The organism is Nocardioides sp. JCM 18999 (assembly GCF_055391175.1).
Genome location: NZ_AP043887.1, coordinates 605287 through 630747, shown reverse-complemented (window position 1 = coordinate 630747; position 25461 = coordinate 605287). Strand labels below are relative to the sequence as shown.

The window sequence follows — 25461 nt, the reverse complement described above, 5'->3', positions numbered from 1 at the left end:
TTCACGCCCATGCGTGGTCGTCGTGTGGTTCAGGTCACAGGGGTGCTGGTCGCCCTGGTGCTGCTCGGCGGTCTCATCGCCGCCGGGATCTCGAGCTCGCTGGGCATCCGGACCGAGGCGAAGGACGTCCCCGTCGAGCACCTCACCGTGGCCGCGCCGCGCGCCGTGACTCCCCCACCGCGGCTCAGCCGGATCGACGCGGCCCCGACGCTGCGCACCACCACCGCGATCGCCGAGCTGCGCGACGCGATCGCCGACGATCCCCGCACCGAAGGCTCGGCGACGCTCACCGTCCGGTCCGGCGACGGGGACCGCGACGACGACTCCTACCGCCTCTCCGGGTCGCCCGCGGCACTGCGGATCACGGCCGCCAGCGAGACCGGCGCCGTCCGCGGGATCTACGACCTCGCCCTCGCCGCCCGTGAGAGCAGTGCCCTGACCGAGCACCTCGGCGAGGAGGTCACCTCACGGCTGCCGTTCCGGATGGTCGACCTCGGCGCGGCCGGGGTCGACGCCGACGAGAGCCAGTGGGAGGGCGGCGAGGACTACTCGCACTACTCCCGGGCCTTCGAGCAGGCGATCCTCCCCGGCGCCCCCTACGTCGACGCGGCGGCACTGCCCGCAGCCCGCGAGAGCGTGCTCACCTACGTCAAGCACGAGCTGGCCGAGGGCTACAACGCGATCACCGTCCCCGGCTTCCTGGAGTACCTCACCTTCGCCGACGTCCCGGCGATCTACGCCGACGACCCGACCTACGTCGCCCGCGCGGAGGCGATGCGGGCGGCCTTCGGCCCGATCTGGCGCGAGGTCCACGACCTCGGCATGGACGTCTACCTGCGCACCGACATGCTCATCCTGAGTGGGCCGCTGCAGCGCTACCTCGAGGACGAGTTCTCGATGGACACCACCGACTCCGCGCTGTGGGACGTCTACGAGGCCGGGTTGGACGAGCTCTACCGCGAGATGCCGTACCTCTCCGGGGTGGTGCTGCGGATCGGCGAGGGCGGCTCGATCTACAACCTGCCCGGCTGGGACTACTACTCCGAGATCAGCGTGACCACCCCCGCCGCGGTCCGCGCGATGCTGACCGCCTTCACCGACCAGGCCGAGCGCAGCGACACCACCGTCATCTTCCGCACCTGGAGCGTGGGGGTCGGCGCGGTCGGCGACATGCACACCAATCCGGACTCCTACCGTGCCGTGCTCGACGGCATCGACTCACCGAACCTGATCGTGTCGACCAAGTACAGCCTCGGCGACTACTACAGCTGGCTGCCGCTCAACGACACCTTGGAGATCGGCAGCCAACGCCGGATCGTCGAGCTGCAGAGCCGCCGGGAGTTCGAGGCGTTCGGGGCGATCCCCAACGACCTGGGCAACCTCACCCAGCAGGCGCTGCAGCGCTTCCTCGCCGCGAACCCGAAGGTGGAGGGGATCTGGACCTGGACCCAGGACGGCGGCCCGTGGCGCGCCGGGCCGATGACGCTGCAGCTCACCCACGGCTTCTGGCAGCTGTTCGACCTCAACACCGAGGTCGCCGTCGCGCTCGCCCGCGACCCCGACGCCGACCCGGCCGTGCTGACCGCGAACTGGGCGCGGCGCTGGTTCTCCACCGACCCCGCGACTGTGACCGCGATCTCGACCGCGATGGCCTCCTCGCGCGAGGCGCTCACCCAGGGGCTCTACATCGAGCAGTTCGCCCAGGTGCGCGCGTTCGCGCTCGGACTCGAGCCGCCGCCGCAGATGTGGATCTTCGAGTGGGACATCCTCACCGGGGACAGCGCCGTGCTCGACGTGATCTATTCGATCGTGCGGGACTCCGGTGCGGACGGTGTCGAGGCCGCGATCGCCGCCGGGCGGCACGCGGTCGAGGTGGCCACGCAGATGCGGGAGACGGTCGCGGGCACCGATCCGACGACGTACGTCGACCCCGCGATGCGGCAGCAGCTCCTCGACGCCCTCGACTACGAGGTCAACCTGTTCACCCTGCTGGGCAGCTACCGAGAGATGGTGCTGCGGCACGTGCAGTGGCTCGACACCGGTGACGGTCGCGACACCTGGGCGACGGCCCGCGACCGGTTCGACGTCGCCGCCGCGGCGCACCAGGCCCGGTACGGCGACGACGTCCAGCTGCCGGCGTACAACCTGGTCGCGGCCCGTCTCGGGGAGGCGCGCGCGGAGCGGGACCTGCCGATGGCGTGGCTGGCCCGCGGCGGTCTGGTGGCGCTGCTGCTGGTGCTGGCGCTGACCCGGACGGGCCGACGACTGGTCCGCGGCGCCCTGGCTCCCTGGCGTGACCCGGGCCCGGTGAACCCGGTCCTGGTCCTGGCGATCCCCCTGGTCGCCCTGCTGTGGAGCCGACTGGTGCTGACCTGGTTCCTGGCACCGGCCCACCTGCTGCTGGTGGGCATCGGCTGGCTGGCGCTGGCGGCGGTCGTGGCGGTGAGCCGGTCGTGGTGGGTCGCCACCGCGGTCGGGGGCGCGGTGGTGCTCCGCACGGTGCTGCTGCTGGCGGTGCTGTCGCTGCACGGGCCGGGCGGCTACTGGTTCGCGTTCTGGACCGAGCCGGGCCGCCGGTCGGCCTACGTCGTCGCGTCGTTCGTGCTGTTCGGCTGGGTGCTGGCCGCGCTGGTGTGGTCGCTGGCGGGACGGGTCGGTGGTCGCCGCGCGGTGGCGTGTGCGACCGGGGTGGCCGGAGCGACCCTGCTCGGTGTGGGTGCGCTGACCGCGGTGATCGGGCTGGAGACCGCCCTCACCCACTGGAACGACCAGCTGGCGCTGCTGCCCTGGGGGATGGCGCGGATCCTGGGGATCACCACGTTCCTCGGGATCCCGGAGTCGCTGCCGACGTACCTGCTCGGGGCGGGTTCGGTGCTGCTCGTCGTCGCGCTGGCGGTGGGGCTGCCGCGGCGCCGCTCGGGCGTTGCGCCGACCTGATCGACGGAGGTGGTGGGTCGGGGCGACAGGACTCGAACCTGCGGTCTCCTGCTCCCAAAGCAGGCGCGCTAGCCACTACGCTACGCCCCGCGAAATGGCCCGGCCGGCCGCGTGATGCGACCGGCCAGGAACCAGTTCCGAGGGGATGACGGGAATCGAACCCGCGTAGTCAGTTTGGAAGACTGGAGCTCTACCATTGAGCTACATCCCCGTGCTGTGACAGCGCGCTCATGCTGCCACATCCGGTGCCGGTGCTCACAACCGGCCCGCCGCGGAACGGCTCAGAACCGATGCACCAGGACCAGGGTCCGGTCGTCGTCGTGCGCGCCGACTCCGGTGACCAGACGTTCGGCCGCACCGACCAGGTCGCGCCGCATCTCGGTCCACGCGTGATCGGCGAGCAGATCGATGCCGACGTCGATGTCGTGCGTCTCCTCCTCGATCACTCCGTCGGTGTAGAGCAGCAGGGTCTCCCCCTCGGCCAGCACCCCCGAGCCCTCGTGGAAGGCGGCGTCGGGCAGGAGCCCGAGGAAGACGCCGTACGACGTCAGTCGGTCCCACCCGCCACCGCGGCGCAGCAGCGCCGGCGGGTGACCGGCGGTGCGGACCTCGAACTCCCCGGTCGCGAGGTCGATGGCCAGGTGGATCGCGGTGGCGAAGCCCTCGTCCCAGCCCTGCCGGACCAGGTAGGTGTTCGCGGCCGGGAGGAACTCGGCCGGCGGCACGGCGCCGAGCAGACCGCCGAAGGCACCGCACAGCAGCAACGCCCGGGTGCCGGCCGCCTCGCCCTTGCCGGAGACGTCGACGACGACGACCTCGACCAGGTCGTCGCGACGCGACGTGACGATGAAGTCCCCGGCGAACAGGGTGCCGCCCGCGGACTCCAGCGCGGTCTCGACCACCCAGCCCTCGGGCAGGTCGGGCACGGTCGCCTGGCGGAGCAGCCGGTCGCGCAGGTCGACGAACATCTCCTCCCCCTGCACCCCGGCGACGCCGAGCCGGGAGCGGCGGAAGGCGGTCAGCAGGATGATGAACCCGATCGCGAAGACGCACGCCGTCGCGGTGGCCGTGACCGCGGTGGGATCGGGGCGTTGCGAGATCCCGATCAGGGCCAGCGCCATCACGGCGACCACGAACCAGGACAGCCGTCGGGGGCTCAGCACCAGGCTGCCGATCACCAGCGGGATCAGGATCAGGTTGATCGAGGCCCAGTGCGACTGGGTGATCACCAGGAAGCAGGCGAGCGCCGCGAGCGCGAGCAGCTCGACGAGGAGGACGCGCTCCCGCGTCGCCGCACGGCGCCAACGCACCTGCATCGCCCCTCCGTCTCCACCGCTCAGCGAGCGGTGGCCCTCCCACCGCTGGTCCGGGAACGGTACGGCCTCTGGCAGCCCGGGCACCAGAAAAGGTTGCGACCCTCCATTTCTTGGGTACGCACGGACCGGGTGCAGATCAGGCACGGCTGCCCGGTCCGCCGGTAGACGTAGACCTCTCCCCCGTGGTCGTCCACGCGGGGATCGCGCCCCATCGCCTCGGGGGTGTGCTCGTCCCGAACGGTGTCGATCCGGTTGTGCGCGACCCCGTACCGCATCAGCACCACGAGGTCGTGCCACATCGCGTCCCACTGGGACCGGCGCAGGCTGCGTCCGGGACGCTGCGGGTCGAGCCGGTGCCGGAACAGCAGCTCGGCGCGGTAGACGTTGCCGACGCCCGCGAGGACGGACTGATCCATCAGCAGGCTGGCCAGGGAACGATCGCTGCTGCTGATCCGCGCCCAGGCTCGGTCAGGGTCGGCGTCCTCGCGCAGCGGGTCGGGGCCGAGGCGGGCCTCGCACGCGGCGACCTCCGCCGGGGTCCACAGGTCGCAGGCGGTCGCGCCGCGCAGGTCGGCGACGGTGTCGCGCCCGATCAGGCGCAGCCGCACCTGCCCGACCGGAGGCTCCGGCTGGTCGACGTACGAGGTGAGCGCGAGCTTGCCGTAGAGCCCGAGGTGGATGTGGATCGCCAGCTCGGACTCGAAGGCCAGGAACAGGTGCTTGCCCCAGGCCGACGTCGCCATCAGGCGGGTGCCATCGACCCGGGCCGCGCCGTCGGCGAAGCGGCCCTGCGGCGACCCGGCTCGCAGGACCTGGCCGACGAACGCCGCCTCCAGGTCGAGCGCGAGCCGGTGGAGGGTGTGCCCCTCAGGCACGGTCCCGGACTAGTCCTGCTCGGCGGAGCTGAGAAATCAATCCTGGTCCTCGGCCGGGCCGAGGCCCTGGGCCGACTCCGGGAGCGCCGGCCGCACGCCGGTGGTGTCGTAGACGTCGAGCTGGCCGATCCGGCGGACGTGGCGCTCGTCGTCGCTGAACGGCTCGGCGAGGAAGATCTCGACGAAGCGGGTCATGTCCTCGAGCGGGTGCATCCGGCCGCCGACGGCGACGACCTGGGCGTTGTTGTGGTCGCGGGCGAGCTTCGCGGTCTCGTCGCTCCAGGCCAGCGCGGCACGGATGCCCTTCACCTTGTTGGCGGCCATCTGCTCGCCGTTGCCCGAGCCACCGATCACGACACCGAGCGAGTCCAGGCCGGCCTCGCGGTCGCGGGCGACACCCTCGGCGGCGCGGATGCAGAAGACCGGGTAGTCGTCGAGCGCGTCGTAGACGAACGGACCGTGGTCGACGACGTCGTAGCCGAGCTCGGTGAGACGCTCGGTGAGGTGGGCCTTGAGGTCGAGTCCGGCGTGGTCGCAGCCGAGGTGAACGCGCATGCGGCGATTGTCTCAGTTGTCGCCGAGCCGCCGGAAACCGGTCACGACCAGGTGCTCCTGCGGCTCCGGTCCGGGCTTCCCGCAGCTCGGGTACGGCGTCGGGTCGACGCTCACGCTCACCTCGACCCGGTAGTCGCCGCCCGGTCCGGTCAGGTCGACGGTGCTGGCGGTGACGGTCGTCGGCTGCCAGTCCACGAAGCCGTCGTACCCGGTGACGGCCTGGGCGTGCGCGAGCGCCGCCTGGACGATCGGGGCGTGCCCGATCTGCCCGCGCAGCCTCCCGGGCAGGGTGCGTCCGGCGTCGGTCGCGCCGACCAGGTCGGCGAGGTCGGCGTCGAGCACCCGGCCGTAGAGCGCCGCCCCGGGGGCGGTGCCGGGGACGGCGAGGACGATCGGTGCGAACCGGTGGCCGCCGGTGTGGCTGCAGCCCCACACCCGTCCGGGTCGGAGGGCGTCGAGGGCGGCCTCGACCCGACGGCCGAAGACGGCACAGCACTCGTCCCGCTTGGCGTGCGTGCAGACCAGGTAGAACGGCTCCCGATCGGGCGTGCCGGTGCTGCCGTCGAGGGCGAGGTCGAGCAGCTCGTCGTCAGCGCTGAACTCGCCCCAGAACGTCTGCTCGGAGCCGGGCGGGCGCACCGCCCAGCGGCGCGGCTGCCCCGGATCGGTGCGTCCCGGTCGGCGGATCGCGAAGACCTTGAGGCCTGCCTCCCCCGCCCGGTCCTGGAGCGCGGCGGCCACGTCGGCGGCGAAGTCGGAGTCGTCGAGTCCGCCCCGACCCCAGGCACCCGGCTGCTCGATCAGCAGGAGTCCGCCGCGGGTGAAGGCGGTGCCGGCCATCGACTCCTCCCGGGCCGAGGACAGCACCGAGCAGCGCAGGTCGGTCTCGGTCACAGCACGGAGTCCAGGAAGGACGCCGTGTAGGCCTTCATCAGGGCGGCGGTCGGCTCGAGGACCTGACGCCAGACGCCGTGCTCGGCGCCGAGGAACCGGGAGCCGGCCACGGTGACGCCGAGGCCGCCGAGGAGCTCGACCAGGTGCTCGCCCTCGTCGCGGGCGATGTCCCGCTCGGCGGTGAGCACGAGAGTCGGGGGCAGCTCGGCGAGGCCTTCGTGGTCGAGCATCGGTGCCACGTCCGGCAGCTCGCGCTGCACCGGGTGGGTCAGGTACTGCGACCAGTACCACTGCGCCTCGTCGCGGTCCCAGCCCCAGTCGGTGACGTCGTAGGAGTCGAAGCCGCTGGCCGGGTCCAGGAACGGGTAGATCAGCACGAGGGCGGAGACCAGGCCGGGGTTGCGGAGCGCTCCGACCAGGGCGAGGTTGCCGCCGGCGCTGTCGCCGTGGGCGATCACCGTCCGGGTCTGGCTGGCCGCCCAGGCGAGCGCGTGGTCAGCATCCTCGATGGCCGCCGGGTAGGGGTGCTCGGGAGCGAGCCGGTACTCCACCGAGAGGACCGAGCGTCCGGTGCGGTTGGCGAGCTGCCGCGCCGCCGGGTCGTGCACCTCGACGTCGTTGAAGACGAACCCGCCGCCGTGGAAGTGGACGATCAGACCGCGCGCGTACGGCGTCCGGTCATCCATCCCTGCCGGGATGTAGAGCCGAGCCTGGACGCCCGAGGCGTCCAGGTCCTCGACCCAGGCGACCTCCTCGCGCGGCAGCTCCGCCGCCTCGATCCGGGTCGCTTCGCGGTCGACGAGGGTCTGCGCGTAGTCCTCGGGATCGACGTGCGAGGGGTGCTCCATCCCGGATCCGCTCAGAAGAGCTCGGCCAGGCGGGGCCCGAGCTCACGCATCGCGACGCCACGGTGCGAGATCGCGTCCTTCTCCTCGACGCTGAGCTGGGCCGAGGTGCGCCCGTCCGGGGTCGCGTCGGCGACGAAGAGCGGGTCGTAGCCGAAGCCGCCGCTGCCGCGGCCCTCGCGCAGCACGTGGCCGGGCATGCGCCCCTCGACGACGAGCTCGCCGCCGGCGTGGACGACGGCGATGGAGCAGATGAAGTAGGCGCCACGGCGCTCGTCGGGGACGTCCTTCAGCTGGTCGAGCAGCAGCAGGTTGTTGCGCTCGTCGGGCAGCAGGTACTGGCCGCGGGGCTTGCCGCTCCAGCGGGCCGAGAGCACACCGGGCATGCCGTTGAGCGCGTCCACGCAGAGTCCCGAGTCGTCGGCGACCGAGGGCAGCCCGGTGGCGGCGAAGCCGGCGCGGGCCTTGATCAGCGCGTTGCCCTCGAAGGTGGGGGCGTCCTCGACCGGCTCCTCGTAGAACTGCTCCGGCGTGAGGTCGTCGAGGCCCACGACCTCGACCCCGGGGACGAGCGGAGCGAGGATCCGCTCCATCTCCTCGATCTTCTTGGGGTTGCGCGAGGCGACGAAGATCTTGCTCATCGGGCGAGCGCCTCGGCCTGGAGGCGGGTGAGGTCGGCGCAGCCCTTCTCGCCGAGGGCGAGGAGGGAGTCGAGCTCGGCGCGGTCGAAGGCGACACCCTCGGCGGTGCCCTGGACCTCGATGAACTTGCCGTCGCCGGTCATCACGATGTTCATGTCGGTCTCGGCGCGGGAGTCCTCCTCGTACGGCAGGTCGAGGCGGGGCTGGCCGTCGATGATGCCGACGGAGACGGCGGCCAGCGAGCCGGTCAGCGCGTTCTCGACGCCGAGCTTCTTCACGGCGTCGGCCAGCGCGACGTAGGCGCCGGTGATCGAGGCGGTCCGGGTGCCACCGTCGGCCTGGAGGACGTCGCAGTCGATGTTGATCGTGTTCTCGCCGAGCTTCTCGTAGTCGATCACGGCACGCAGCGAGCGGCCGATCAGGCGGGAGATCTCGTGCGTGCGGCCGCCGACGCGGCCCTTCATGGACTCACGGTCGGAGCGCTCGTGGGTGGAGCCGGGCAGCATCGAGTACTCGGCGGTCACCCAGCCGAGCCCGGAGCCCTTGCGCCACCGCGGGACGCCCTCGGAGGCGGAGGCGACGCACAGCACCCGGGTCTTCCCGAACTCGATCAGCACCGAGCCGGCCGGGTGGTCGAGCCAGTTGCGGGTGATCGTGATCGGACGGAGCTCGTCGTTGGCACGGCCATCGGCACGCAGGCTGGCGGAGGAAAGCGTCATGCCCCGACCCTATCGAGCCGGGGCATGACACTCACAGGTGCGTCGACGGTCTTACTTGACCTCGGCCCGCAGGATGCGGCGCAGGCCGATCGCCAGCGGGATGCCCACCCAGATCAGGGCGGTGACCGCGAAGTGCGCCCACTCCTCACCGGTCATGGTGGACAGCTCGTAGAGCTCGCCCTGCGCCGACTGGAAGTTGATCCAGGGCTCGAGGTCCTTGAACCAGTCCATGGTCGCCGCGCCGAGGGCCATCAGGCCCGGGAGCACGAACGAGTAGGCGAAGTAGACGACGATCGCGGCCGCGGTGTTGAGCAGCAGTGCGGCGAAGGCGAAGCCGACGAACATCGCCAACGACTGCGCGATCGTGAACCCGATCATGCCGTTGGTGAAGTCCTGGTTCCACCAGACGCCGTCCCCGCCGCTGGCGATGTAGATCGCGTTGCAGATCGCGCCGACGACGATCGCGAAGACGACCGTGGCGAGCGTCAGGATGACGCCGACGAGCAGCTTCGCCAGGATGATCCGGCTGCGCCGCGACTCCAGCGTGAAGCTCACCATCGCGGTGCGCTGGGTCCACTCGGTGGTGACCAGCATGATGCCGAGCACCGGGAGCAGGAGCGAGGTGACGACGGCCGCGATCGCGGTGAACGTCCCCCACTCCACGTCCGTGGTGTCCTGGGTGATGAAGACGATCAGCGAGATCACCTCGGCGGCGATCACCAGCAGACCCATGACGGCGATCAGCCAGAACCCGGCACGGGTGTCGTGCGACTTGCGGAACTCGACGGCGAGCAGGCGGCCGAACGGGATCGGCTCGGCCGGCGGCAGCGTGGACTTCGCCAGGGGGGCGGCGGTGCTCATGCGGGGTTCCCTTCGCGCTGGGTGTCAGCGGTGAGTTCGAGGAAGAGGTCCTCCAGCCCGGCGCCGCCGGTGCGGAGGTCGGTCAGGATGACGCCGGCACCGAGCGCCGTACGACCGACGGCTTCGGTGGCGGCCTGCACGCGCAGACCGGACCCGGCGGGGTCGTTCTTGATCCCGGCAGCGGTCAGGGCCGCGGCCAGCGCCGGGTTGTCCAGCGAGGTCACCAGCGTCTCGGCCGGTCCGGCCTGGGAGAGCAGCGTCTCGCGGTCACCCTGGGCGACGATCTTGCCGCGACCGATCAGGATCATCTCGTCGGCGACCTGCTCGACCTCGTGCAGCAGGTGCGAGGAGAGCAGCACCGTGCCGCCGCGGTCGGAGTACTCCTTGAGCAGGCCACGCATCCAGCGGATGCCAGCCGGGTCGAGACCGTTGGCGGGCTCGTCGAGGATGAGGACCTCGGGGTCGCCGAGCAACGCGTGTGCGATGCCGAGGCGCTGCTTCATCCCGAGGGAGTAGTTCCGGATCCGGCGCTTGGCCTCGTCGTTGGTGAGCGAGACCTTCTCCAGCATCTCGTCGACCCGGCCGGCCGGCAGTCCCATCATCTGCGCGCCGAGGGTGAGCACCTCACGACCGGTGCGGCCGCCGTGCTGCGCCGAGGCGTCGAGCAGGACGCCGACGTGGCGGCCGGGGTTGGGCAGGTCGTGGTAGGAGCGGCCCTGAATGGTCACGTGCCCCTTGGTCGGCGACGTGAGGCCGACCATGATGCGCATCGTGGTCGACTTGCCGGCACCGTTCGGGCCGAGGAAGCCGGTCACCCGGCCGGGCTCGCAGCGGAAGCTGACGTCGTCGACGGCCGTGAAGCCGCCGTACGTCCTGGTCACACCGTGGACTTCGATCATGCCCCCACCTTCTCAGGTGGGCGGATGGGGCGGCATCAGGTGAAGCCCCGACACGCCCCTGGGTCTTCTCAGGGTGCGGTCGTGGCACGATCCTGGATCGTGAGCACTCCGCGAGACGTCGGTGGGAGCGGCGAACTCCGCACCGTGGTGGCCGGGGCGCTGCCGGAGCTCGACCAGCGGTTGACCGACGAGCTGCGCCGGTTCAACACCGCGGCCACCGCGGGCATCGCACCGGCGCGGGAGCTGACCGTTCAGGTCCTCGATGAGGAGGGCGCGTTGCTGGCTGGCCTGAGCGGCTGGACCTGGGGCGTGGCGGCCGGGATCGCGATGACCTGGGTGCGCGAGGACGCTCGCGGCGCCGGACTCGGCGCGACCTTGCTGGCGAGCTTCGAGACCGAGGCGCGGACCCGGGGCTGCACGAACGTGTTCGTCACCTCGTTCACCTTCCAGGCGCCCGGCTTCTACGAGCGTCACGGCTACCGCGAGATCCTCCGCTGGGAAGGAGTGCCGACCCCTGGGTCGGCCGACGTGCACTTGCACAAGGACCTCTGAACGGTTTCAGAGGGTGTACGTCGCCCCGGCGACGGCCAGCTCGATCGGCCCGTCGAAGGCACCGACGGTCTCGGCCAGGATCTCCGCGCTGCTGTGCCAGTCAGGGATGTGGGTCAGGACGAGCCGACCGACCTCGGCCTTGGCGGCGTGCTGGGCTGCCTCGAGGCCGGTCAGGTGCAGCGCCGGCGGGTTGTCGTCGACCTCACGGAAGCTCGCCTCGCAGAGGAAGACCTCGGCACCGCGCGCGGCCTCGACCAGCGCCTCGGTCGGACCGGTGTCGCCGGAGTAGGTCAGGACGTGGCCGTCGACCTCGACCCGGAGCGCGAAGGCGGGCACCGGGTGCTCGACCGCGAACGGGGTGACGGTGAACGGGCCGACCACGACCGGCTCGCGGTCACGGTGCTTCTTGAACTTGAACTCCTCGCGCATCCCCACCTCACGCGGCAGGTCGTAGGCACGGGCCAGACGCCGACCGGTCCCCCGCGGTCCCCACACGGGGATCCGCGGCTGCTGCCCGGTCGGGTGGTACTTCCGCAGCACGTAGTACGACGTCATGTCGAGGCAGTGGTCGGCGTGCAGGTGGGAGAGGAAGACGGCATCGATCCCGAGCGGGTCGGCGTAGGTGTGCAGCGCGCCGAGGGCGCCGTTGCCGAGGTCGAGCAGGATCCGCCAGGTGCGGCCCTCGTGGTCGGCCTCGAGCAGGTAGGAGCTCGCCGGCGACTCCGGCCCCGGGTAGGACCCGGCACAGCCCACGATGGTCAGCTTCAGCTGCCCTCCGCTCACACCAAACCCCCTACGAACTGCGAGGCGGCGACCATCTCTGGTCCGAGGAACCGCCGACCGATGCTTTCGAACTCGTCCGGAGTACCCGTGGTGAGGAACCGGTACGTCGGCTCGCCACCCTGCCGCATCAGTCCGGTCTGCGCCAACATCTTGTAGACATCCTTGGCGCATTCCTCCGCGCTGGAGACGAGGGTCACGTCGTCGCCCATCAGCGACGAGATCACGCCGGTCAGCAGCGGGTAGTGGGTGCAACCCAGCACCAGGGTGTCGACCTGGGCCCGGATCAGCGGGTCGAGGTACTCGTGGGCGGCGTTGAAGAGATCGTCGCCGGAGGTGACCCCGGCCTCGACGAACTCCACGAACCGGGGGCACGCCTGCGTGGTCAGCTCGATCTGGGGGGCGGCGGCGAACGCGTCGTCGTAGGCCAGCGAGTCGACCGTGGCTCGGGTTCCGATGACCCCGATCCGGCCCGTGCGGGTCGCCCGGACGGCACGGCGCGTGGCCGGCAGGATCACCTCGACGACCGGCACCTCGTAGCGCTCGCGCGCATCGCGCAGCATCGCGGCACTGGCGGAGTTGCAGGCGATCACGAGCGCCTTGACGCCACTGTCGACCAGGAAGTCGAGGCACTCGAGCGCGTACTCCCGCACCTCGGCGATCGGCTTGGGCCCGTACGGCGCCCGCGCGGTGTCGCCGACGTAGGTGATCGACTCGTGGGGCAGCTGGTCGATGACGCTGCGCGCGACCGTCAGACCACCGAATCCCGAATCGAAGATCCCGATCGGTGCGTCCACGTCAGCCACGGAGCCAGTGTAGGGCGACGGTCGAGTCAGACCGTCATGCCCACAGTTGACCTTCGAGGGCATCTTCCGCGTCGTCGATGGTGCCCTCGTAGGCGCCGGTGGAGAGGTACTTCCAGCCGCCGTCGGCGACGACGAAGGCGATGTCGGCCGACTCCTCGGCGGCGAACGCCTTGGCCGCCTGACCGAGCGCGGCGTGCACGATCGCGCCGGTGGAGATGCCGGCGAAGATGCCTTCCATCTCCAGCAGCTCGCGGACCCGCCGGACGGCGTCACGCGGACCCACCGAGAACCGGGTGTCGATCAGCGAGGCGTCGTACAGCTCGGGGACGAAGCCCTCGTCGAGGTTGCGCAGCCCGTAGACGAGCTCGCCGTAACGGGGTTCGGCGGCGACGATCCGGACCTCGGGCTTGGCCCGGCGGAAGAACCGGGAGACCCCCATCAGGGTGCCGGTGGTGCCGAGGCCGGCGACGAAGTGCGTGATCGAGGGCAGGTCGGCGAGCAGCTCGGGCCCGGTGCCCTCCTCGTGCGCCAGCGCGTTGGCGGGGTTCCCGTACTGGTAGAGCATCACCCAGTCGGGGTGCTCGGCGGCGAGCCGCTTGGCGACCCGGACCGCCTCGTTGGAGCCACCGGCGGCGGGCGAGGAAACGATCTCGGCGCCCCACATCCGCAGGATCTGGCGACGCTCCTCGGAGGTGTTCTCCGGCATCACGAAGACCGTGCGGTAGCCCTTGAGCTTGGCCGCCATCGCGATCGAGATGCCGGTGTTGCCCGACGTCGGCTCGAGGATCGTGCAGCCGGGACGGAGCGTGCCGTCCTTCTCCGCTTCCTCGACCATCTTGAGCGCCGGGCGGTCCTTGATCGAGCCGGTCGGGTTGCGGTCCTCCAGCTTGGCCCACAACCGGATCTCCGGTCGGCCAGGCACGTTGAACGCGCTGGCCAACCGCGGCAGCCCCACCAGTGGGGTGTTCCCCACCGAGGCGATGAGGCTGTCGTAGCGAGTCATGGACTCAGCGAGCTCCGCCCGCGACAGCCGGCAGCACGACCACGTTGTCGCCGTCCTTGAGCGGGGCCTCGAGGCCACCGAGGAAGCGGACGTCCTCGTCGTTGATGTAGACGTTCACGAAGCGACGCAGGTCGCCGTCCTGGAGGAGGCGCTCCTTGAGGCCGGGGTGGTTGGCCTCGAGGTCGTCGATCAGGGCAGCGAGGGAGGCACCCTCGGCGGAGACTGCCTTCTCGCCGCCGGTGTAGGTGCGCAGGATGGTGGGGATACGGACCTCGATGGCCATGATGCTCCTTCGGTTGCTGCTTCGGTTTGCTTCGGTCAGATGGTCTGGACGGTGACGTCTTCTTCGGTGACGACGCCGTCGACGATCCGATAAGAACGAAACTCCACGGGGCCCTCGTTATTCCCGTGCTCGCGTGTGCTGATCAGCACGTAGTGCGCGCCGGGCTCGCTGGCCAGGTTGATGTCGGTGACGCTCGGGTAGGCCTCGGTCGCCGTGTGGGAGTGGTAGATGATCACCGGCTCCTCGTCCTTGTCCCACATCTCCTTGTAGAGCTCGAGGAGCTCGGTGGAGTCGTACTCGTAGAACGTGGGACTGCCCGCGGCGTTGATCATCTCGACCACCCGGGTGGGGCGGTCGGCCCCTTCCGGCCCGAGGACCATGCCGCACGCCTCGTCGGGGTGGTCCCGCTTGGCGTGGGCGACGATCTGGTCGTACGTCGCCTGGTCCAGGGTGAGCATGCGCCCAGCCTAGGGGGTCAGGCGCCGCTCTCCGTCAACGGCTCAGGGCCTGGACGAGGGTCTCCTGCAGGTAGCCCACCCAGTCGTAGATGTCGTGCGCCTGGGCGGTCGGATCGGTGTCGGGCAGCGACGCCCAGTACTCCTCGTCCCCCTCCTCCACCCCGAGCCGGGTGGCCAGCGCGAGCCGGAGGTCGGTGAAGGAACGCATCCACGTCATCGCGGCGGCCTGGTCGAGCTCGACGTCGATCATCAGACCGTCCTCGGTGAGCTCGTCGGGCAGGCCGGCCTCCTCGAGGGTGTCGATCACCAGCCCGGCCGAGGCGGCCTTGCCGTCGCGCAGCCCCTGCTCGGTGAACCGACGGAAGTCCGAGGCCGCCTCGTCGTCGGCGAGGTACGCCGTCGGGAAGAGCCGGGCCAGCACCGGGTCCTCGGGCTCGGTGGTCGGACCGCTGAAGTCGAGCAACGCCTCGAACGGGTCGATCTCGACCTGGGCGGCGTGCTCGTTGCGCAGCAGCTCGACCAGCTGGCTGGCCAGCGAGCGCAGCAGGTCGGCCTCGAAGCCGCTGAAGGTCGCGAAGATGACACCGGAGCGCCGGTGCTTGGAGAAACCGCTCATCGTTCGGGTCGGTCCTGGATCACTCTTGCTTCTCCAACGTGGCCCAGAGGCCGTACTCGTGCAGCGCCTGGACGTCGCGCTCCATCTCCTCGCGACTGCCGACCGACACCGCGGACCGGCCGTCCTCGTGGACCTCGAGCATCAACCGCTGCGCCTTCTTCTTCGAGTAGCCGAAGTGCTGCTGGAACACGAAGGTGACGTAGGACATCAGGTTGACCGGGTCGTTCCACACGATCGTGACCCAGGGTGTCGCCGGCAGGGTGACCGAGTCGGTGCTCGGCTCGTCCAGCTCGACGGGGGATGGAGCGCTCACTCGTCAAGGATGTCACGGAGCACGGCGACGGCGGTGGCCAGTTCCGCCTCGGTGTGTCCGCTGGAGCGCAGTCGGTCGGTGATGGTGGCGGCGTAGCTCTCACGGAAGTCGTGGAGCTGGGTGCGGCCGGCGTCGGTCAGGGTGATCACGGACCCGCGGGCGTCGGTCGGGTGCGGCGAGCGGGTCGCCATCCCGGCGTCGACCAGGGCGGCGACGGCGGTCGACATGGTGGGCTGGGAGCACCCGTCCAGCCGGGACAGCTCGGTCACGCCGAGAGCCTGGTGCTCCTCGAGCAGCGAGAGCACCCGCGTGCCCGCCGGAGCGTCGTGCCGTCGGCGCAGCGACCGGACCAGCCGGGCGGAGTAGATCGCCAGGTCTGCGCTCAGCGCGAGCGAGTCCTGGGTGTGGTGGATCCCCATGCGCCGATCCTATCGAGCGTCGACTACGAGCTCTTCCGGGTCGCCCAGTCCCGCAGGGCGTTGATCCGGGCCCGGAGCTGCTCGGTGTTGGCCACCGCCGCAGCCGGTCCGCCGCACTCGCGCCGCAGGGCGGCGTGGGTGGCGCCGTGCGGCTGCCCGGTGCGGTGGTACCAGGACGCCACCAGGCCGTTGAGCTCACGGCGCAGGACGCCGAGCTGCTCGTGGGTGGCCATGTCGGTCAGCGCGTCGGCCGCTTCGGCGGCCTTCTGCGCCCGGTCCGCGGTCTGGGTGCGCTGCTTCTTGGCCCGGTCGGTCTGGCGCTGCTGGAGCAGCGCCTTCATCTGGTCGGGCTCCAGCAGGCCGGGGATGCCGAGGAAGTCCATCTCCTCGTCGGAGCCGACCTGGACCTCGCCGGCGTGGCCGAACTCGCCCCCGTCGAAGAGCACCCGGTCGAACCGGGCCTCCGAGCCGAGCGACTCGAACGTGCCCATCAGCTCGTCCGAGCCCGACTCCGAGGCGTTGGCCTGGGCGACGAGGGCGTCCTCCGGGGCGAACATGTCGCCGTCGGCGCTCTCCTTCCTGCCCAAGACGTGATCGCGGGCGATCTCCATCTCGTTGGCGAAGGTGAGCAGGTGCGGCACTGAGGGCAGGAAGACGCTCGCGGTCTCACCGCGGGTCCGGGCCCGGACGAACCGGCCGACGGCCTGGGTGAAGAAGAGCGGTGTGGAGATCGTGGTCGCGTAGACGCCGACGGTCAGCCGCGGGACGTCGACCCCCTCGGAGACCATCCGGACCGCGACCAGCCAGCGCGAGGTGTCGGCCGAGAACGCGGCGATCTTCTTCGAGGCCGCCTTCTCGTCGGAGAGCACCACCGTGGGTGATTCGCCGGTGATCTGCTTGAGCGTCTTGGCGTAGGCCCGGGCGGAGTCCTGGTCGGTGGCGATCACCAGTCCCCCGGCGTCGGGAACGTGCCGCCGCATCTCCGAGAGCCGGCGGTCGGCCGCCTCGAGGACCGCGGGGATCCAGGAGCCCTTGGGGTCGAGGGCGGTGCGCAGCGCGTGCGCGTGCATGTCCTTGGTCAGCGGCTCGCCCAGCTGGGCGGCGATCTCGTCACCGGCGCTGGTGCGCCAGGTCATCTGGCCGGAGTAGGCCATGAACAGCACCGGCCGGACGACGTGGTCGCGCAACGCGTCGGCGTAGCCGTAGATGTAGTCGGCCGCCGAGCGCGGGATCCCGTCGGGGCCCGGCTCGTAGGAGACGAACGGGATCGGGTTTACGTCGGACCGGAACGGCGTACCGGTCAGCGCCAGACGACGGGCCGCGGGCTCGAACGCCTCGCGGACACCGTCACCCCACGACAGCGCGTCACCGGCGTGGTGGATCTCGTCGAGGATGACCAGCGTCTTGGACCGCTCGGTGCGGATCCGCAGGGCGAGCGGGTTCACCGCGACGCCGGCGTACGTCACCGCGATGCCGAGGTAGTCGGCCGAGGTCTTGCCCTGACCCGCGGAGTAGGTCGGGTCGATCGGGATGCCGGCGCGCTCAGCCGCGGCCGCCCACTGCACCTTGAGGTGCTCGGTCGGTGCGACGACGATGATCCGGTCGATCATCCGGCGGCCGAGCAGCTCGGCGGCGACCGTCAGCGCGAACGTCGTCTTGCCGGCGCCCGGCGTGGCAACCGCGAGGAAGTCGCGGGGCAGCTCGGTGAAGTACTTCGTCATCGCGGCCTGCTGCCAGGCACGCAAGGACGTGGCGGTCCCCCAGGCGGCCCGGTCGGGCCAAGCGGGAGGGAGCGCCGCGGAGTGCGGCTCGATCACGCGGCGGTCACTTGCCGTTGCCGCTGTCGTCGCTCATCGACTCCCAGATCTCCTTGCAGTCCGGGCACACCGGGAACTTCGTCCCGTCCCGGCTCGGCACCCAGACCTTGCCGCACAGCGCGACCACCGGAGTGCCCATCACCATGGCCTCGGTCAGCTCGTCCTTGGGGACGTAGTGGGAGAAGCGATCGTGGTCGCCCTCCTCGGTCGGGACGGTCTCCTCGGACTCCTTGACCCGCTCATCGAGTGCTGTTCCGCCGGCACTGTCCGAGCGACTTCCGAAACCGAGGATGCCCATGTCCCCAGCCTAGGCCACGTCCCGGGATGAAGCCGGTTTCAGGCCGCGAGTGCCGCCTTGATTCGCTGGAGAAGGGTGCGCGGCGACTCCGGCTCGGGCAACGTCGCGCCGGCGACGTACGTCGTCCGGGCCCGCTCCGCGATCCGGGCTCCGATCGCGACGGCCGCCGCGTCGGAGACGGCGGCGTTGCCGGAGGTGACTGCGAGCAGGACCTGCTCCTTGGCCGTCGACTTCGCGATCGCCACGGCCATCGCCTCGTCGACGGGGAGCAGGGCGTACCGGTCGAGGATCACCCGGACGCCCGGGTTCTCGTCGGCGGCCTGGTGCCAGGCCCGGACGACGGCCGCCTCCAGGTCGAGGGGCTGGTCGTCGTAGGCGTGCTCGATCCGGCCGGCGAGCCGGGTGTGCCAGCGCAGCTGGAGCGCGCAGAGGAGGTCGAGCTCGTCGGCGAAGACCTGGTCGACGCCGTCGACGTCGAGCGGGAGGAGACCGTCCTGGCGACGGTCGGCCTCGTCGATGACGGCGCGGAGGATCGCTCCGCGTGAGGGCCGCTGGATGGTGCGGGTCCGAGTCATGGTGGCTCCTGGGAAGAGGATTCACATACTGTGGGTACGTACCGAGAGTACGGCTGCGCAGGACCCCCGCCCAACTACGCCTCGCGTGATCCCGCACACGCAGGCAGCGGCCTGGATCACACCGGGATCCCTAGACTCCTGCTGTGGTGAAGTCGGTGAGCAAACTCGTCCCCAAGGTGCCGGGCCTGCCTACGGTCTCCGGGGTCTCGCGGCGGCAGCAGTTCTCCGCCTCCACCCGACGGACCCTGCTCGAGGTGGCGCAGCGGCTCTTCACCGAGCAGGGCTACGCCAGCACCTCGCTCGACGCGATCGTCGCCGGCGCCGACGTCACCAAGGGCGCGCTCTACCACCACTTCTCGGGCAAGCAGGCGCTCTTCGAGGCGGTCTTCACCTCCGTCGAGGCCGCCGGCACGAGCGCGATCGCGGCGGCGATGAAGGACCACCACGACCCGTGGACGAAGTCCTCCGCCGGGCTGGCGACCTTCCTCGAGGTGGTCCGCGACCCCTCCTACCGCCGGATCGTGGTCCAGGAGGGACCGGCCGTGCTGGGCTACGAGCGGTTCCGCGAGCACGAGGAGCGGTCCTCCTACGCCGTGGTCGAGGACCTCGTCAGCGGGGTGCTCGACAGCGTCGGGCTCACCGAGGACCACGAGATGGTGGCCACCTTCGCCCAGATCTTCTTCGGCGGGCTGCAGTCGGCCGGCGAATCGGTCGCCGCGGCGTCCGACCCCGAGGCCGCGGCCGCCCGGGTCGAGGCGGCGCTGGGCATCGTGCTCGGCGCGATGAAGTCGCTCTCCGAGCGCGCCGACTAGAAGCCCTCGTCGTCGACTACGGCGCCATCACCAACGGCGGGCCGTCGTTGGGCACCAGCTCGATCCAGGTGTGCCCGGCGGGCACGGTCAACGGACCGGCCGCGGTCGCGAGCTGGAGCGGCGCGTCGTCGGCGGACTTGGTCCAGGTCCCCCGGACCACCTGGCCGGCGTGGAAGAGCAGCGCCTTGCCGGTGCCGACGAACTTCGTCTCCGGGACCGGGTTACCGGCGGGATCCGTGTAGCCGGCGTCGCCGACCTTGACCCGCAGCACCAGGACCGAGTCCGGGGTGAGCTGGTCACCCTTCTTGGCGTTGGAGTTGGTGTTGACGTAGTGGGTGCCGTCGAAGCTCCACTTGGTCGTGTGGCTCCAGGAGAACGGCACCTCGAGCTTGGTCACCGGCTCCACGCCGACGTACTCCGCCTCGGTGCCCCAGTCCAGGTAGTCCGGCACCGTCTCCGGGTCGCGGGTGGCGAGGGTGGCGGTCTTCTGCAGGTGGGTGAAGAGGTTGTACGGCGCGTGCCGACTGTTGTCGCGGAACATGCCCTTGGAGCCCTCGGCGTAGAAGTCGATCCCCGCCTTCTTGATCCGCTTGATCGTGACCTCGGCAGCCCCCGAGGTGACGATGTCGGCGTCGACCGGGGTCACGATCCCGATGTCGCTCGCGCGCATCGAGCGGACCGGCCCGACCGTCTTGGGCAGCTGCGTGTAGAAGAACGCGGCCAGGCGGGTGATCCCGCCCTCGACCAGCTCTTCGACGACCATGTCGGCCCCGCTGAGGCCGAGCTGGGGCGAGCTCGCCTCGGTGTTGTCCACCTTGACCACCAGCGGCGGACGGTCGAGCTTGGTGGTGGTGCCCTCCGGTGCCTGCAGGCCCGTCAGCGGCCAGAACTCGGGGACCGGCGCGGCGGAGGTCTCCTCACCCGAGGGGCTCTTGCCCCCGTCGCTCCCCCCGCACCCGGTGAGCAGCACCGAGGCGATGAGGAGGGGCGCAGCGATGCGCACGCGGCGTGACGTGGTCAGGGAACGCAAGGACACGCCGTCCAGTCTGGCCGGTGGCTCCACTCAGTCGCAGACCGCCACGCCGCATTCGACCACCGGGGTCGGCGGATTGGTCGTCGGGACCACCCTCCGATGCCCGGCCGGGATCGCGTCGAAGTGTTGGGTGTCGCCCGTGCCATAGGTCCATCGGATGTGGTGCCGCGCCATGATCCGGACGACGATGTGCCGCTTGGAGCGCCACGCGACCCGGGCGTTGGAGCGGCTCTGCCACCAGCGGTTCGGGACGAGTCCCTGCGCCGAGCGGTAGGGGTTCTCCCAGGTGTTGAGGTCGAGCGAGCGACCGTAGGAGTGCGGCGACCGGACCCTCGGGTTCCCCACCACGCCCCGGCAGTTGAAACCGCTGGAGTTGCCGGCCGCCATCGACCGGTAGTCGTTGGCCCCGCCCAAGCGCTTGGACCAGCCGAACCGGTCCACCCGGACCAGGCTGCGCAGCGGCAGCTGGTGGCGGTACAGCTCGGCCAGGGCGCCGGCGAACTGCCCGGCGACGTCGACGTTGACGACCAGCTCGCCGCGCCGGCGGAAGCCGCGGTAGTCCCAGTAGTTCACCTGGACCAGGCGCAGGTTGCTCCGCCCGACGGGGCACCCGCTGTGCCAGCTCCGGCCGACCATCCGGCGCCAGGTCGCGTCCGGGATCGTGCTGATCACCGGGTTGGCGCCGGCGCCGACGGCGACCGGCTGGGCCGGGATCCGGATCCGCGGCTTCGGAGCGCGCTTCGGCAGCTTGACCGGCTTGCCCTGCGGCTTCGGCGGGCCGGGCGGAGGCGGCGTGGGGAGCAGCGCGACGGTGACGGTGGCCGAGACGCTGGGCTGGTGCGTCTCGTCGCCGGCGTACGTCGCCCGGAGGGTGTTGTCGGCCGCCGTCGCGCTCATCGTGAAGCTGAACGTCGCCCGCCCGTCGGGGCCGCTGGTGAGCAGCGCGAGCTGCTGCCAGACCCCGGCGACGCGGCGCTCCACGGTGACCGGGGCGCCGGCGACCGGGACGGCGGCGTCGTCGAGCAGGGTCACCGTCACCGTCGAGGCGGCCCCTGCCCTGGCCGCCGTCGCGACCAGTGTCGTCGTGGTCGCGACCGGGGTCTCGTCGTCGGCCAGGGCGGGCACCGTCCAGGCCAGCACGAGCGCGACCACGATGGACACCACCGACCTCATCCGCACCACGCGTTCGAACCTACCCGGCGGCACCTCGTGCCAAACATCGACATATCGAGGTGAGGGAATGACCACCTCCCCGCTATCGTTGTCCTGCTTGACAACTCAAAAGGGGCTGATCGGTTTCGACTTGGGACGTTAGTTCCAGGGGAAGCGGGTCGAGGAGCCAGCGTTATCTCGTTAACGATCGCTGGAAACCAATAACTGCCAACGCTAAGCGCAGTTCCTTCGCTCTCGCCGCCTGAGCGGTGATCGAAGCGTCCAACCGAGCATCCGTCTCCGTCTCGGACCTGGGCGTCATCCAGGAGACTTACCCTCCCTCTCTCGCTAGTGGGGTTCGAGGGGACAACTAGCTAGCTGAGCCTGTCGGCGACGTGTCTGTGTCGAACGCCGGGGCTGAGAAAACGACACCCACAGACTGCACCCGGAGAAGACCTGGATCGACGCTCGAGGACCGGGGTTCGATTCCCCGCAGCTCCACGTTCACCCCTGAAACGCCCTCCGAACTGCGCAATGCGCAGGTCGGAGGGCGTTTCGTCGTCGGTAGGTTCTGCGCATGACGAACGCTTCATCACCCGCACTCGTCGATGCCGACCCCGCGTCGTTCCTGGGCGGTGACGACATCGTCCAGACCGATCACCCCGACGTCGTCGCGCTCGCCCTGGAGCTGCGGGCGACGGCGTCGTCGCCGGAGGAGTTCACCCGAGCCGCCTTCGAGTGGGTGCGCGACGAGGTGGGGCACTCGTTCGACGTGCAGGACCCGCGCGTGACGCTGGCGGCCTCCGACGTCCTCGAGCAACGCGTCGGCCTCTGCTACGCCAAGTCCCACCTGCTCGCCGCCGTGCTGCGCTCCCAGGGTGTGCCGACCGCGCTCTGCTACCAGCTCCTGCACGACGAGAACACCGGCGGATCCGTGCTGCACGGTCTCGTCGCGGTGCACCTGGACGGCGGCTGGCACCGGCAGGACCCGCGCGGCAACAAGCTCGGGGTCGATGCCCAGTTCTCGCTGGGTGACGAGCAGCTGGCGTGGGTCGTCGATCCGACGCTCGGCGAACGCGACGACCCGATCCTGCACGTGGCGCCTGCCGCGTCCGTCGTCGAGGTGCTGGGTGCCGCTGACGACGTTCTCGCGCTGTACGCGCACGGGCTGCCGACGACCCTTCCGGAACCGCGCACGATGCCGCGGTGACGTGGGGTTGAGCCCTCTCACGTGACTCCGAGGAGATTTCGTCGTTTTTGAGGACGGAACGGCCCGAGTGGAGCCGCTAGGGTCGCGTCATCCATCCGTGCTCCCGGAGGTAGAACGTGCGTCGTACCGCCCTGCTGATTTGTTCGACGCTCGTGCTCGGCGGTGGCCTCGCCGGCACCCTCGGAGCCGTCGGAGGCGCGGCGCACGCCGACTACGCGACCGACTGCGCGAGCCCGGACCGCACGCTGACCGGGGGCCAGTCGTCCTCGTTCTCCGTCCAGCCCGGCGAGACGCTCCGGCTCACCGGGGGCACCTTCAGCGGTGGCATCGACTCCTTCCCCGCCGGATCGACGCTCTGCGTCGCCTCCAGCGCGACCCTGACGCCGGCCTACCTGAACAACGCGGCCGGAGCCCTGGTCGTCGCGGCCGGGGGCACCGTGAACCTGCCGTCGATCGCCGTGGCGACCGGGTTCTCGTTGCAGAACGAGGGCACGGTCCGGGCGTCCTCCCTCAACGTGAACGGCGCGGCGACCCTGCACAACGCCGCTGGAGCGACGCTGCGGATCGACGGTCAGTTCTCCCCGGCCGCCGGGACCTTCACCAACGACGGCACGATGCTGCTCGAGGGCGGGGCCAACCTCAACGGACCGGTCTCGGTGACCAACACCCGGGCGCTCCGGGTGACCGGCACCCTCACCCTCAACGGCGTCCTGGAGAACTCCGGGGTCGCGAGCATCTCCGGCGGGTTCACCGTCAACGGTTCGGGCCAGCTGCGCAACGACTGCGTGCTCGCGGTCGGCGGCACGCTGGCCAACAACGGACCGACGTCGGCGAACGACGGGGTCACGGGTGCCACCGGCGGCTTCACCAACAACGGCACCTGGGAGCAGTCCACGACGGGACTGCTGAGCGCGGCGTCGCTGAGCAACGACGGCACGGTGCGGGGCTTCGGCGGCTACCGGTTCGCCGGGGAGACCCGCACCCAGGGCTCCTTCACCGGGAGCGGCGCCAGCGACCCGATCGTCGTGGACGACCGCACTCCCCCGGCCGCCCCGCAGATCTTCGACACCCAGTCGGGCACCGTGTCCAACGTCGTCGCCGGGACCGTCTCCCCGCCGGAGCTCGACGGCGACGGGCTCCCCGGCTGCAGCGGATCGATCGATCCGGGCACCAGCGCGGACGTCGAGGCGACGAAGTCGGCACCGGAGCTCGTCATGGCCGGCGAGACGATCACCTTCACCGTCACGGTCACCAACCACGGCCCGGACCCGGCCGCCGGGGTGACGCTCACCGACGACCTGCCGGCCAATCTCCTGGCTCCGATCACGGCCAGCGACGGCGGCACCGTGTCGGCCGGCACCGTCACCTGGGACCTCGGGACACTCACGGCCGGGCAGACCCGCACCCTGACCGTGACGGGCACGGCCCCCGCCGACGGCACCCTGGTCAACACCGTCTCGGCGACCTCGACGACCGACGACGCCGACCTCACCAACAACGACGGCAGCGCCGCTCAGGCGAGGACGAACACGACCGTCGTCCCGTCGATCGATCCGCCCGGTCCGCCACCGGACGCACCGGACTACGAGCGCACCACCACGACCTGGAAGCCGGTCTTCGGGGAGATCCCGGGCGGTGATCCCGACCTGCGCTACTCCGTGACCACCCCGCCCGGGCACGGCACCCTGACCGCCGAGGCCGGCGGCGCGCTGGCCTACGTCCCCGACAACGACTTCACCGGGATCGACACCTTCGTCTACCAGGTCTGCGACGGCGGCATGCCGCGCCAGTGCGCGTCGGGAACCGTGACGATCAACGTGCTCCCGGACGCACGCCCCGACCGGGCGGCGACGCCCCAGGACACCCCGGTCCGGATCGCGGTGCTCCGCAACGACACCGCCGGGGCACCGATCACCACGACCTCGAACGGCCCGGACCACGGCACGGTCAGCATCGACGCGTCCGGTGTGATCACCTACACCCCGGACGCCGGGTACACCGGCGCCGACAGCTTCGACTACACGATCTGCTCACCGACCGAGCCGACGTTCTGCGACACCACGACGGCACGGCTCGCCGTGACCCCGGTCAACCATCCGCCCATACTGGCGCCGCTCCATCTGGTCACCGACGTCGACCTCCGGGTCGCCGGCCGGCTGGTCGGCAGCGACCCCGACGGCGACGCCCTGACCTACCGGATCTCCGGGACGGCGCGGCACGGCACCGCGACCAGCACCGCCGGCGGGGCCGTCCTCTACCGGCCCACCGGCGGGTACGCCGGCCACGACCTGGTCCCGGCGACGGTCTGCGACGACGGCGAGCCGCAGCTGTGCGACAGCGCCCTCATCACCCTGGCGGTCTACCCGGTCGCCGTCGACGACCGGGCGAGGGCGCAACCGAGCAGGCCCGTGTCGATCCGGGTGACCCGCAACGACCGTGGGACGCACCGCGCCCCGGTGGTCGTCGACCGACCGGGCTCCGGATCGGTCCGGGTCGTCGGCGAGCGGATCGTCTACACGCCGGAGGACGACTTCGTCGGGACCGACACCTTCACCTACCGGCTGTGCACCCCCGGCGCGGCACCGCTGTGCCGGACGGCGACCGTCACGGTCGTGGTCAGCGACGACGGTGCAGGCGGTGGTTCGGATGACTCCGGGAGCGTTGCGGGGAACGGGCTCGCCGCCACCGGTGGTCCCGACCGGTGGCTGGGGATCGCCGGGATCGGCCTGGTCGCGGCCGGTGCCGTCGTACTCCTGGCGCGGAGGCGCCGGCGCTCGACGGCGGGGTGAGGC

General features: G+C 71.0%; 27 protein-coding genes, 2 tRNA genes and 1 other RNA gene. 6 read left to right on the top strand and 24 right to left on the bottom strand.

Going from position 1 to position 25461, the window contains the following annotated elements; genetic code table 11:
• Positions 1-9 precede the first annotated feature (9 nt).
• A complete protein-coding gene (locus tag ACZ5J1_RS03035) occupies positions 10-2937 on the top strand; it encodes a hypothetical protein (protein WP_464562380.1) in 2928 nt (975 codons plus the stop codon).
• 17 nt (positions 2938-2954) lie between these two features.
• Here ACZ5J1_RS03035 and ACZ5J1_RS03030 read toward each other — a convergent pair.
• From ACZ5J1_RS03030 to ACZ5J1_RS02980, 11 genes are all read right to left on the bottom strand, one after another.
• Positions 2955-3027 (bottom strand) — tRNA-Pro (locus ACZ5J1_RS03030).
• Positions 3028-3077: 50 nt separating this feature from the next.
• Positions 3078-3148, bottom strand: a tRNA-Gly gene (locus tag ACZ5J1_RS03025).
• Positions 3149-3218: 70 nt separating this feature from the next.
• Positions 3219-4337, bottom strand: coding sequence for a PP2C family protein-serine/threonine phosphatase (locus ACZ5J1_RS03020; protein WP_464562378.1), 1119 nt, complete (start codon positions 4335-4337; stop codon positions 3219-3221).
• The gene (locus ACZ5J1_RS03015) at positions 4274-5128 is read right to left on the bottom strand and encodes an Fpg/Nei family DNA glycosylase (protein ID WP_464562376.1); all 855 of its coding nucleotides are present in this window, start codon (positions 5126-5128) and stop codon (positions 4274-4276) included. Before ACZ5J1_RS03015 ends, ACZ5J1_RS03020 begins: the two co-directional genes overlap by 64 nt.
• A gap of 36 nt (positions 5129-5164) precedes the next feature.
• Positions 5165-5683 (bottom strand): ribose-5-phosphate isomerase, encoded by a 519-nt coding sequence (locus tag ACZ5J1_RS03010; protein ID WP_464562375.1) that lies wholly within the window; start codon positions 5681-5683, stop codon positions 5165-5167.
• A 12-nt stretch (positions 5684-5695) separates the two neighbouring features.
• Positions 5696-6577, bottom strand: coding sequence for a sucrase ferredoxin (locus ACZ5J1_RS03005; RefSeq protein WP_464562373.1), 882 nt, complete (start codon positions 6575-6577; stop codon positions 5696-5698).
• Positions 6574-7425, bottom strand: a complete 852-nt coding sequence (locus tag ACZ5J1_RS03000; protein ID WP_464562372.1) for an alpha/beta hydrolase — start codon at positions 7423-7425, stop codon at positions 6574-6576. The genes ACZ5J1_RS03005 and ACZ5J1_RS03000 overlap by 4 nt, the downstream gene beginning before the upstream one ends.
• Positions 7426-7436: 11 nt before the next feature.
• On the bottom strand, positions 7437-8063 hold the full coding sequence (locus ACZ5J1_RS02995; RefSeq protein ID WP_464562370.1) for a non-canonical purine NTP pyrophosphatase: 627 nt from the start codon (positions 8061-8063) through the stop codon (positions 7437-7439).
• On the bottom strand, positions 8060-8782 hold the full coding sequence (gene rph / locus ACZ5J1_RS02990; RefSeq protein ID WP_464562369.1) for a ribonuclease PH: 723 nt from the start codon (positions 8780-8782) through the stop codon (positions 8060-8062). Before rph ends, ACZ5J1_RS02995 begins: the two co-directional genes overlap by 4 nt.
• A gap of 51 nt (positions 8783-8833) precedes the next feature.
• Positions 8834-9643, bottom strand: a complete 810-nt coding sequence (locus ACZ5J1_RS02985) for an ABC transporter permease (protein ID WP_464562367.1) — start codon at positions 9641-9643, stop codon at positions 8834-8836.
• A complete protein-coding gene (locus ACZ5J1_RS02980) occupies positions 9640-10542 on the bottom strand; it encodes an ABC transporter ATP-binding protein (protein ID WP_464562365.1) in 903 nt (300 codons plus the stop codon). Before ACZ5J1_RS02980 ends, ACZ5J1_RS02985 begins: the two co-directional genes overlap by 4 nt.
• A 99-nt stretch (positions 10543-10641) precedes the next feature.
• Here ACZ5J1_RS02980 and ACZ5J1_RS02975 point away from each other — a divergent pair, with 99 nt between their 5' ends.
• Positions 10642-11094 (top strand): GNAT family N-acetyltransferase, encoded by a 453-nt coding sequence (locus ACZ5J1_RS02975; protein WP_464562364.1) that lies wholly within the window; start codon positions 10642-10644, stop codon positions 11092-11094.
• Positions 11095-11100: 6 nt separating this feature from the next.
• Here the strand turns inward: ACZ5J1_RS02975 and ACZ5J1_RS02970 are convergent, their stop codons facing one another.
• The 11 genes from ACZ5J1_RS02970 to ACZ5J1_RS02920 all read right to left on the bottom strand — a co-directional run bounded on the left by ACZ5J1_RS02970 (position 11101) and on the right by ACZ5J1_RS02920 (position 18462).
• The gene (locus tag ACZ5J1_RS02970) at positions 11101-11877 is read right to left on the bottom strand and encodes an MBL fold metallo-hydrolase (protein WP_464562362.1); all 777 of its coding nucleotides are present in this window, start codon (positions 11875-11877) and stop codon (positions 11101-11103) included.
• On the bottom strand, positions 11874-12743 hold the full coding sequence (gene murI, locus ACZ5J1_RS02965) for a glutamate racemase (RefSeq protein ID WP_464562361.1): 870 nt from the start codon (positions 12741-12743) through the stop codon (positions 11874-11876). The genes ACZ5J1_RS02970 and murI overlap by 4 nt, the downstream gene beginning before the upstream one ends.
• Positions 12715-13683, bottom strand: a complete 969-nt coding sequence (locus ACZ5J1_RS02960; RefSeq protein WP_464562359.1) for a PLP-dependent cysteine synthase family protein — start codon at positions 13681-13683, stop codon at positions 12715-12717. Before ACZ5J1_RS02960 ends, murI begins: the two co-directional genes overlap by 29 nt.
• Before the next feature lie 4 nt (positions 13684-13687).
• Positions 13688-13966, bottom strand: a complete 279-nt coding sequence (locus ACZ5J1_RS02955; protein ID WP_464562357.1) for a MoaD/ThiS family protein — start codon at positions 13964-13966, stop codon at positions 13688-13690.
• Between the two features lie 35 nt (positions 13967-14001).
• Entirely contained in the window at positions 14002-14424 is a 423-nt protein-coding gene (locus ACZ5J1_RS02950) for a M67 family metallopeptidase (RefSeq protein ID WP_464562356.1), read from the bottom strand.
• 34 nt (positions 14425-14458) lie between these two features.
• A complete protein-coding gene (locus ACZ5J1_RS02945; protein WP_464562354.1) occupies positions 14459-15040 on the bottom strand; it encodes a DUF2017 domain-containing protein in 582 nt (193 codons plus the stop codon).
• A gap of 19 nt (positions 15041-15059) precedes the next feature.
• The gene (gene clpS / locus ACZ5J1_RS02940) at positions 15060-15353 is read right to left on the bottom strand and encodes an ATP-dependent Clp protease adapter ClpS (RefSeq protein WP_464562353.1); all 294 of its coding nucleotides are present in this window, start codon (positions 15351-15353) and stop codon (positions 15060-15062) included.
• Positions 15350-15772 (bottom strand): MarR family winged helix-turn-helix transcriptional regulator, encoded by a 423-nt coding sequence (locus ACZ5J1_RS02935; protein ID WP_464562351.1) that lies wholly within the window; start codon positions 15770-15772, stop codon positions 15350-15352. The genes clpS and ACZ5J1_RS02935 overlap by 4 nt, the downstream gene beginning before the upstream one ends.
• Before the next feature lie 23 nt (positions 15773-15795).
• Positions 15796-17493, bottom strand: a complete 1698-nt coding sequence (locus ACZ5J1_RS02930) for a DEAD/DEAH box helicase (protein ID WP_464564690.1) — start codon at positions 17491-17493, stop codon at positions 15796-15798.
• A 103-nt stretch (positions 17494-17596) separates the two neighbouring features.
• Positions 17597-17887, bottom strand: coding sequence for a DUF3039 domain-containing protein (locus ACZ5J1_RS02925; RefSeq protein WP_464562349.1), 291 nt, complete (start codon positions 17885-17887; stop codon positions 17597-17599).
• Positions 17888-17925: 38 nt separating this feature from the next.
• The gene (locus ACZ5J1_RS02920) at positions 17926-18462 is read right to left on the bottom strand and encodes a hypothetical protein (RefSeq protein WP_464562347.1); all 537 of its coding nucleotides are present in this window, start codon (positions 18460-18462) and stop codon (positions 17926-17928) included.
• A 155-nt stretch (positions 18463-18617) separates the two neighbouring features.
• Between ACZ5J1_RS02920 and ACZ5J1_RS02915 the strand changes: the two genes are divergently transcribed.
• The gene (locus ACZ5J1_RS02915) at positions 18618-19274 is read left to right on the top strand and encodes a TetR/AcrR family transcriptional regulator (protein ID WP_464562345.1); all 657 of its coding nucleotides are present in this window, start codon (positions 18618-18620) and stop codon (positions 19272-19274) included.
• A gap of 16 nt (positions 19275-19290) precedes the next feature.
• Here ACZ5J1_RS02915 and ACZ5J1_RS02910 read toward each other — a convergent pair whose 3' ends face one another.
• Together ACZ5J1_RS02910 and ACZ5J1_RS02905 are read right to left on the bottom strand one after the other, a co-directional pair.
• Positions 19291-20310, bottom strand: a complete 1020-nt coding sequence (locus tag ACZ5J1_RS02910; RefSeq protein ID WP_464562343.1) for a DUF3048 domain-containing protein — start codon at positions 20308-20310, stop codon at positions 19291-19293.
• A gap of 27 nt (positions 20311-20337) precedes the next feature.
• On the bottom strand, positions 20338-21480 hold the full coding sequence (locus ACZ5J1_RS02905; protein WP_464564688.1) for a M15 family metallopeptidase: 1143 nt from the start codon (positions 21478-21480) through the stop codon (positions 20338-20340).
• A gap of 111 nt (positions 21481-21591) precedes the next feature.
• Here ACZ5J1_RS02905 and ssrA point away from each other — a divergent pair.
• The 3 genes from ssrA to ACZ5J1_RS02890 all read left to right on the top strand — a co-directional run bounded on the left by ssrA (position 21592) and on the right by ACZ5J1_RS02890 (position 25458).
• Positions 21592-21963, top strand: a transfer-messenger RNA (tmRNA) gene (gene ssrA, locus ACZ5J1_RS02900).
• Between the two features lie 73 nt (positions 21964-22036).
• Positions 22037-22669, top strand: a complete 633-nt coding sequence (locus ACZ5J1_RS02895) for a transglutaminase-like domain-containing protein (RefSeq protein ID WP_464562341.1) — start codon at positions 22037-22039, stop codon at positions 22667-22669.
• Between the two features lie 116 nt (positions 22670-22785).
• Positions 22786-25458, top strand: coding sequence for an Ig-like domain-containing protein (locus ACZ5J1_RS02890; RefSeq protein ID WP_464562339.1), 2673 nt, complete (start codon positions 22786-22788; stop codon positions 25456-25458).
• The last annotated feature ends 3 nt before the right edge of the window (positions 25459-25461 follow it).

What these genes read in the sequence shown, in the direction of transcription:
- ACZ5J1_RS02960 (WP_464562359.1), bottom strand. Translation starts at nt 13,683, where the DNA reads ATGACTCGCTACGACAGCCTCATCGCCTCGGTGGGGAACACCCCACTG.
- ACZ5J1_RS03000 (WP_464562372.1), bottom strand. Translation starts at nt 7,425, where the DNA reads ATGGAGCACCCCTCGCACGTCGATCCCGAGGACTACGCGCAGACCCTC.
- ACZ5J1_RS03010 (WP_464562375.1), bottom strand. Translation starts at nt 5,683, where the DNA reads ATGCGCGTTCACCTCGGCTGCGACCACGCCGGACTCGACCTCAAGGCC.
- ACZ5J1_RS02950 (WP_464562356.1), bottom strand. Translation starts at nt 14,424, where the DNA reads ATGCTCACCCTGGACCAGGCGACGTACGACCAGATCGTCGCCCACGCC.
- ACZ5J1_RS02895 (WP_464562341.1), top strand. Translation starts at nt 22,037, where the DNA reads ATGACGAACGCTTCATCACCCGCACTCGTCGATGCCGACCCCGCGTCG.
- rph (WP_464562369.1), bottom strand. Translation starts at nt 8,782, where the DNA reads ATGACGCTTTCCTCCGCCAGCCTGCGTGCCGATGGCCGTGCCAACGAC.
- ACZ5J1_RS02985 (WP_464562367.1), bottom strand. Translation starts at nt 9,643, where the DNA reads ATGAGCACCGCCGCCCCCCTGGCGAAGTCCACGCTGCCGCCGGCCGAG.
- ACZ5J1_RS02945 (WP_464562354.1), bottom strand. Translation starts at nt 15,040, where the DNA reads ATGAGCGGTTTCTCCAAGCACCGGCGCTCCGGTGTCATCTTCGCGACC.
- ACZ5J1_RS02995 (WP_464562370.1), bottom strand. Translation starts at nt 8,063, where the DNA reads ATGAGCAAGATCTTCGTCGCCTCGCGCAACCCCAAGAAGATCGAGGAG.
- ACZ5J1_RS02935 (WP_464562351.1), bottom strand. Translation starts at nt 15,772, where the DNA reads ATGGGGATCCACCACACCCAGGACTCGCTCGCGCTGAGCGCAGACCTG.
- ACZ5J1_RS02955 (WP_464562357.1), bottom strand. Translation starts at nt 13,966, where the DNA reads ATGGCCATCGAGGTCCGTATCCCCACCATCCTGCGCACCTACACCGGC.
- murI (WP_464562361.1), bottom strand. Translation starts at nt 12,743, where the DNA reads ATGCCCTCGAAGGTCAACTGTGGGCATGACGGTCTGACTCGACCGTCG.
- ACZ5J1_RS02930 (WP_464564690.1), bottom strand. Translation starts at nt 17,493, where the DNA reads ATGACGAAGTACTTCACCGAGCTGCCCCGCGACTTCCTCGCGGTTGCC.
- ACZ5J1_RS02925 (WP_464562349.1), bottom strand. Translation starts at nt 17,887, where the DNA reads ATGGGCATCCTCGGTTTCGGAAGTCGCTCGGACAGTGCCGGCGGAACA.
- ACZ5J1_RS02980 (WP_464562365.1), bottom strand. Translation starts at nt 10,542, where the DNA reads ATGATCGAAGTCCACGGTGTGACCAGGACGTACGGCGGCTTCACGGCC.
- ACZ5J1_RS03035 (WP_464562380.1), top strand. Translation starts at nt 10, where the DNA reads ATGCGTGGTCGTCGTGTGGTTCAGGTCACAGGGGTGCTGGTCGCCCTG.
- ACZ5J1_RS02920 (WP_464562347.1), bottom strand. Translation starts at nt 18,462, where the DNA reads ATGACTCGGACCCGCACCATCCAGCGGCCCTCACGCGGAGCGATCCTC.
- ACZ5J1_RS02905 (WP_464564688.1), bottom strand. Translation starts at nt 21,480, where the DNA reads ATGAGGTCGGTGGTGTCCATCGTGGTCGCGCTCGTGCTGGCCTGGACG.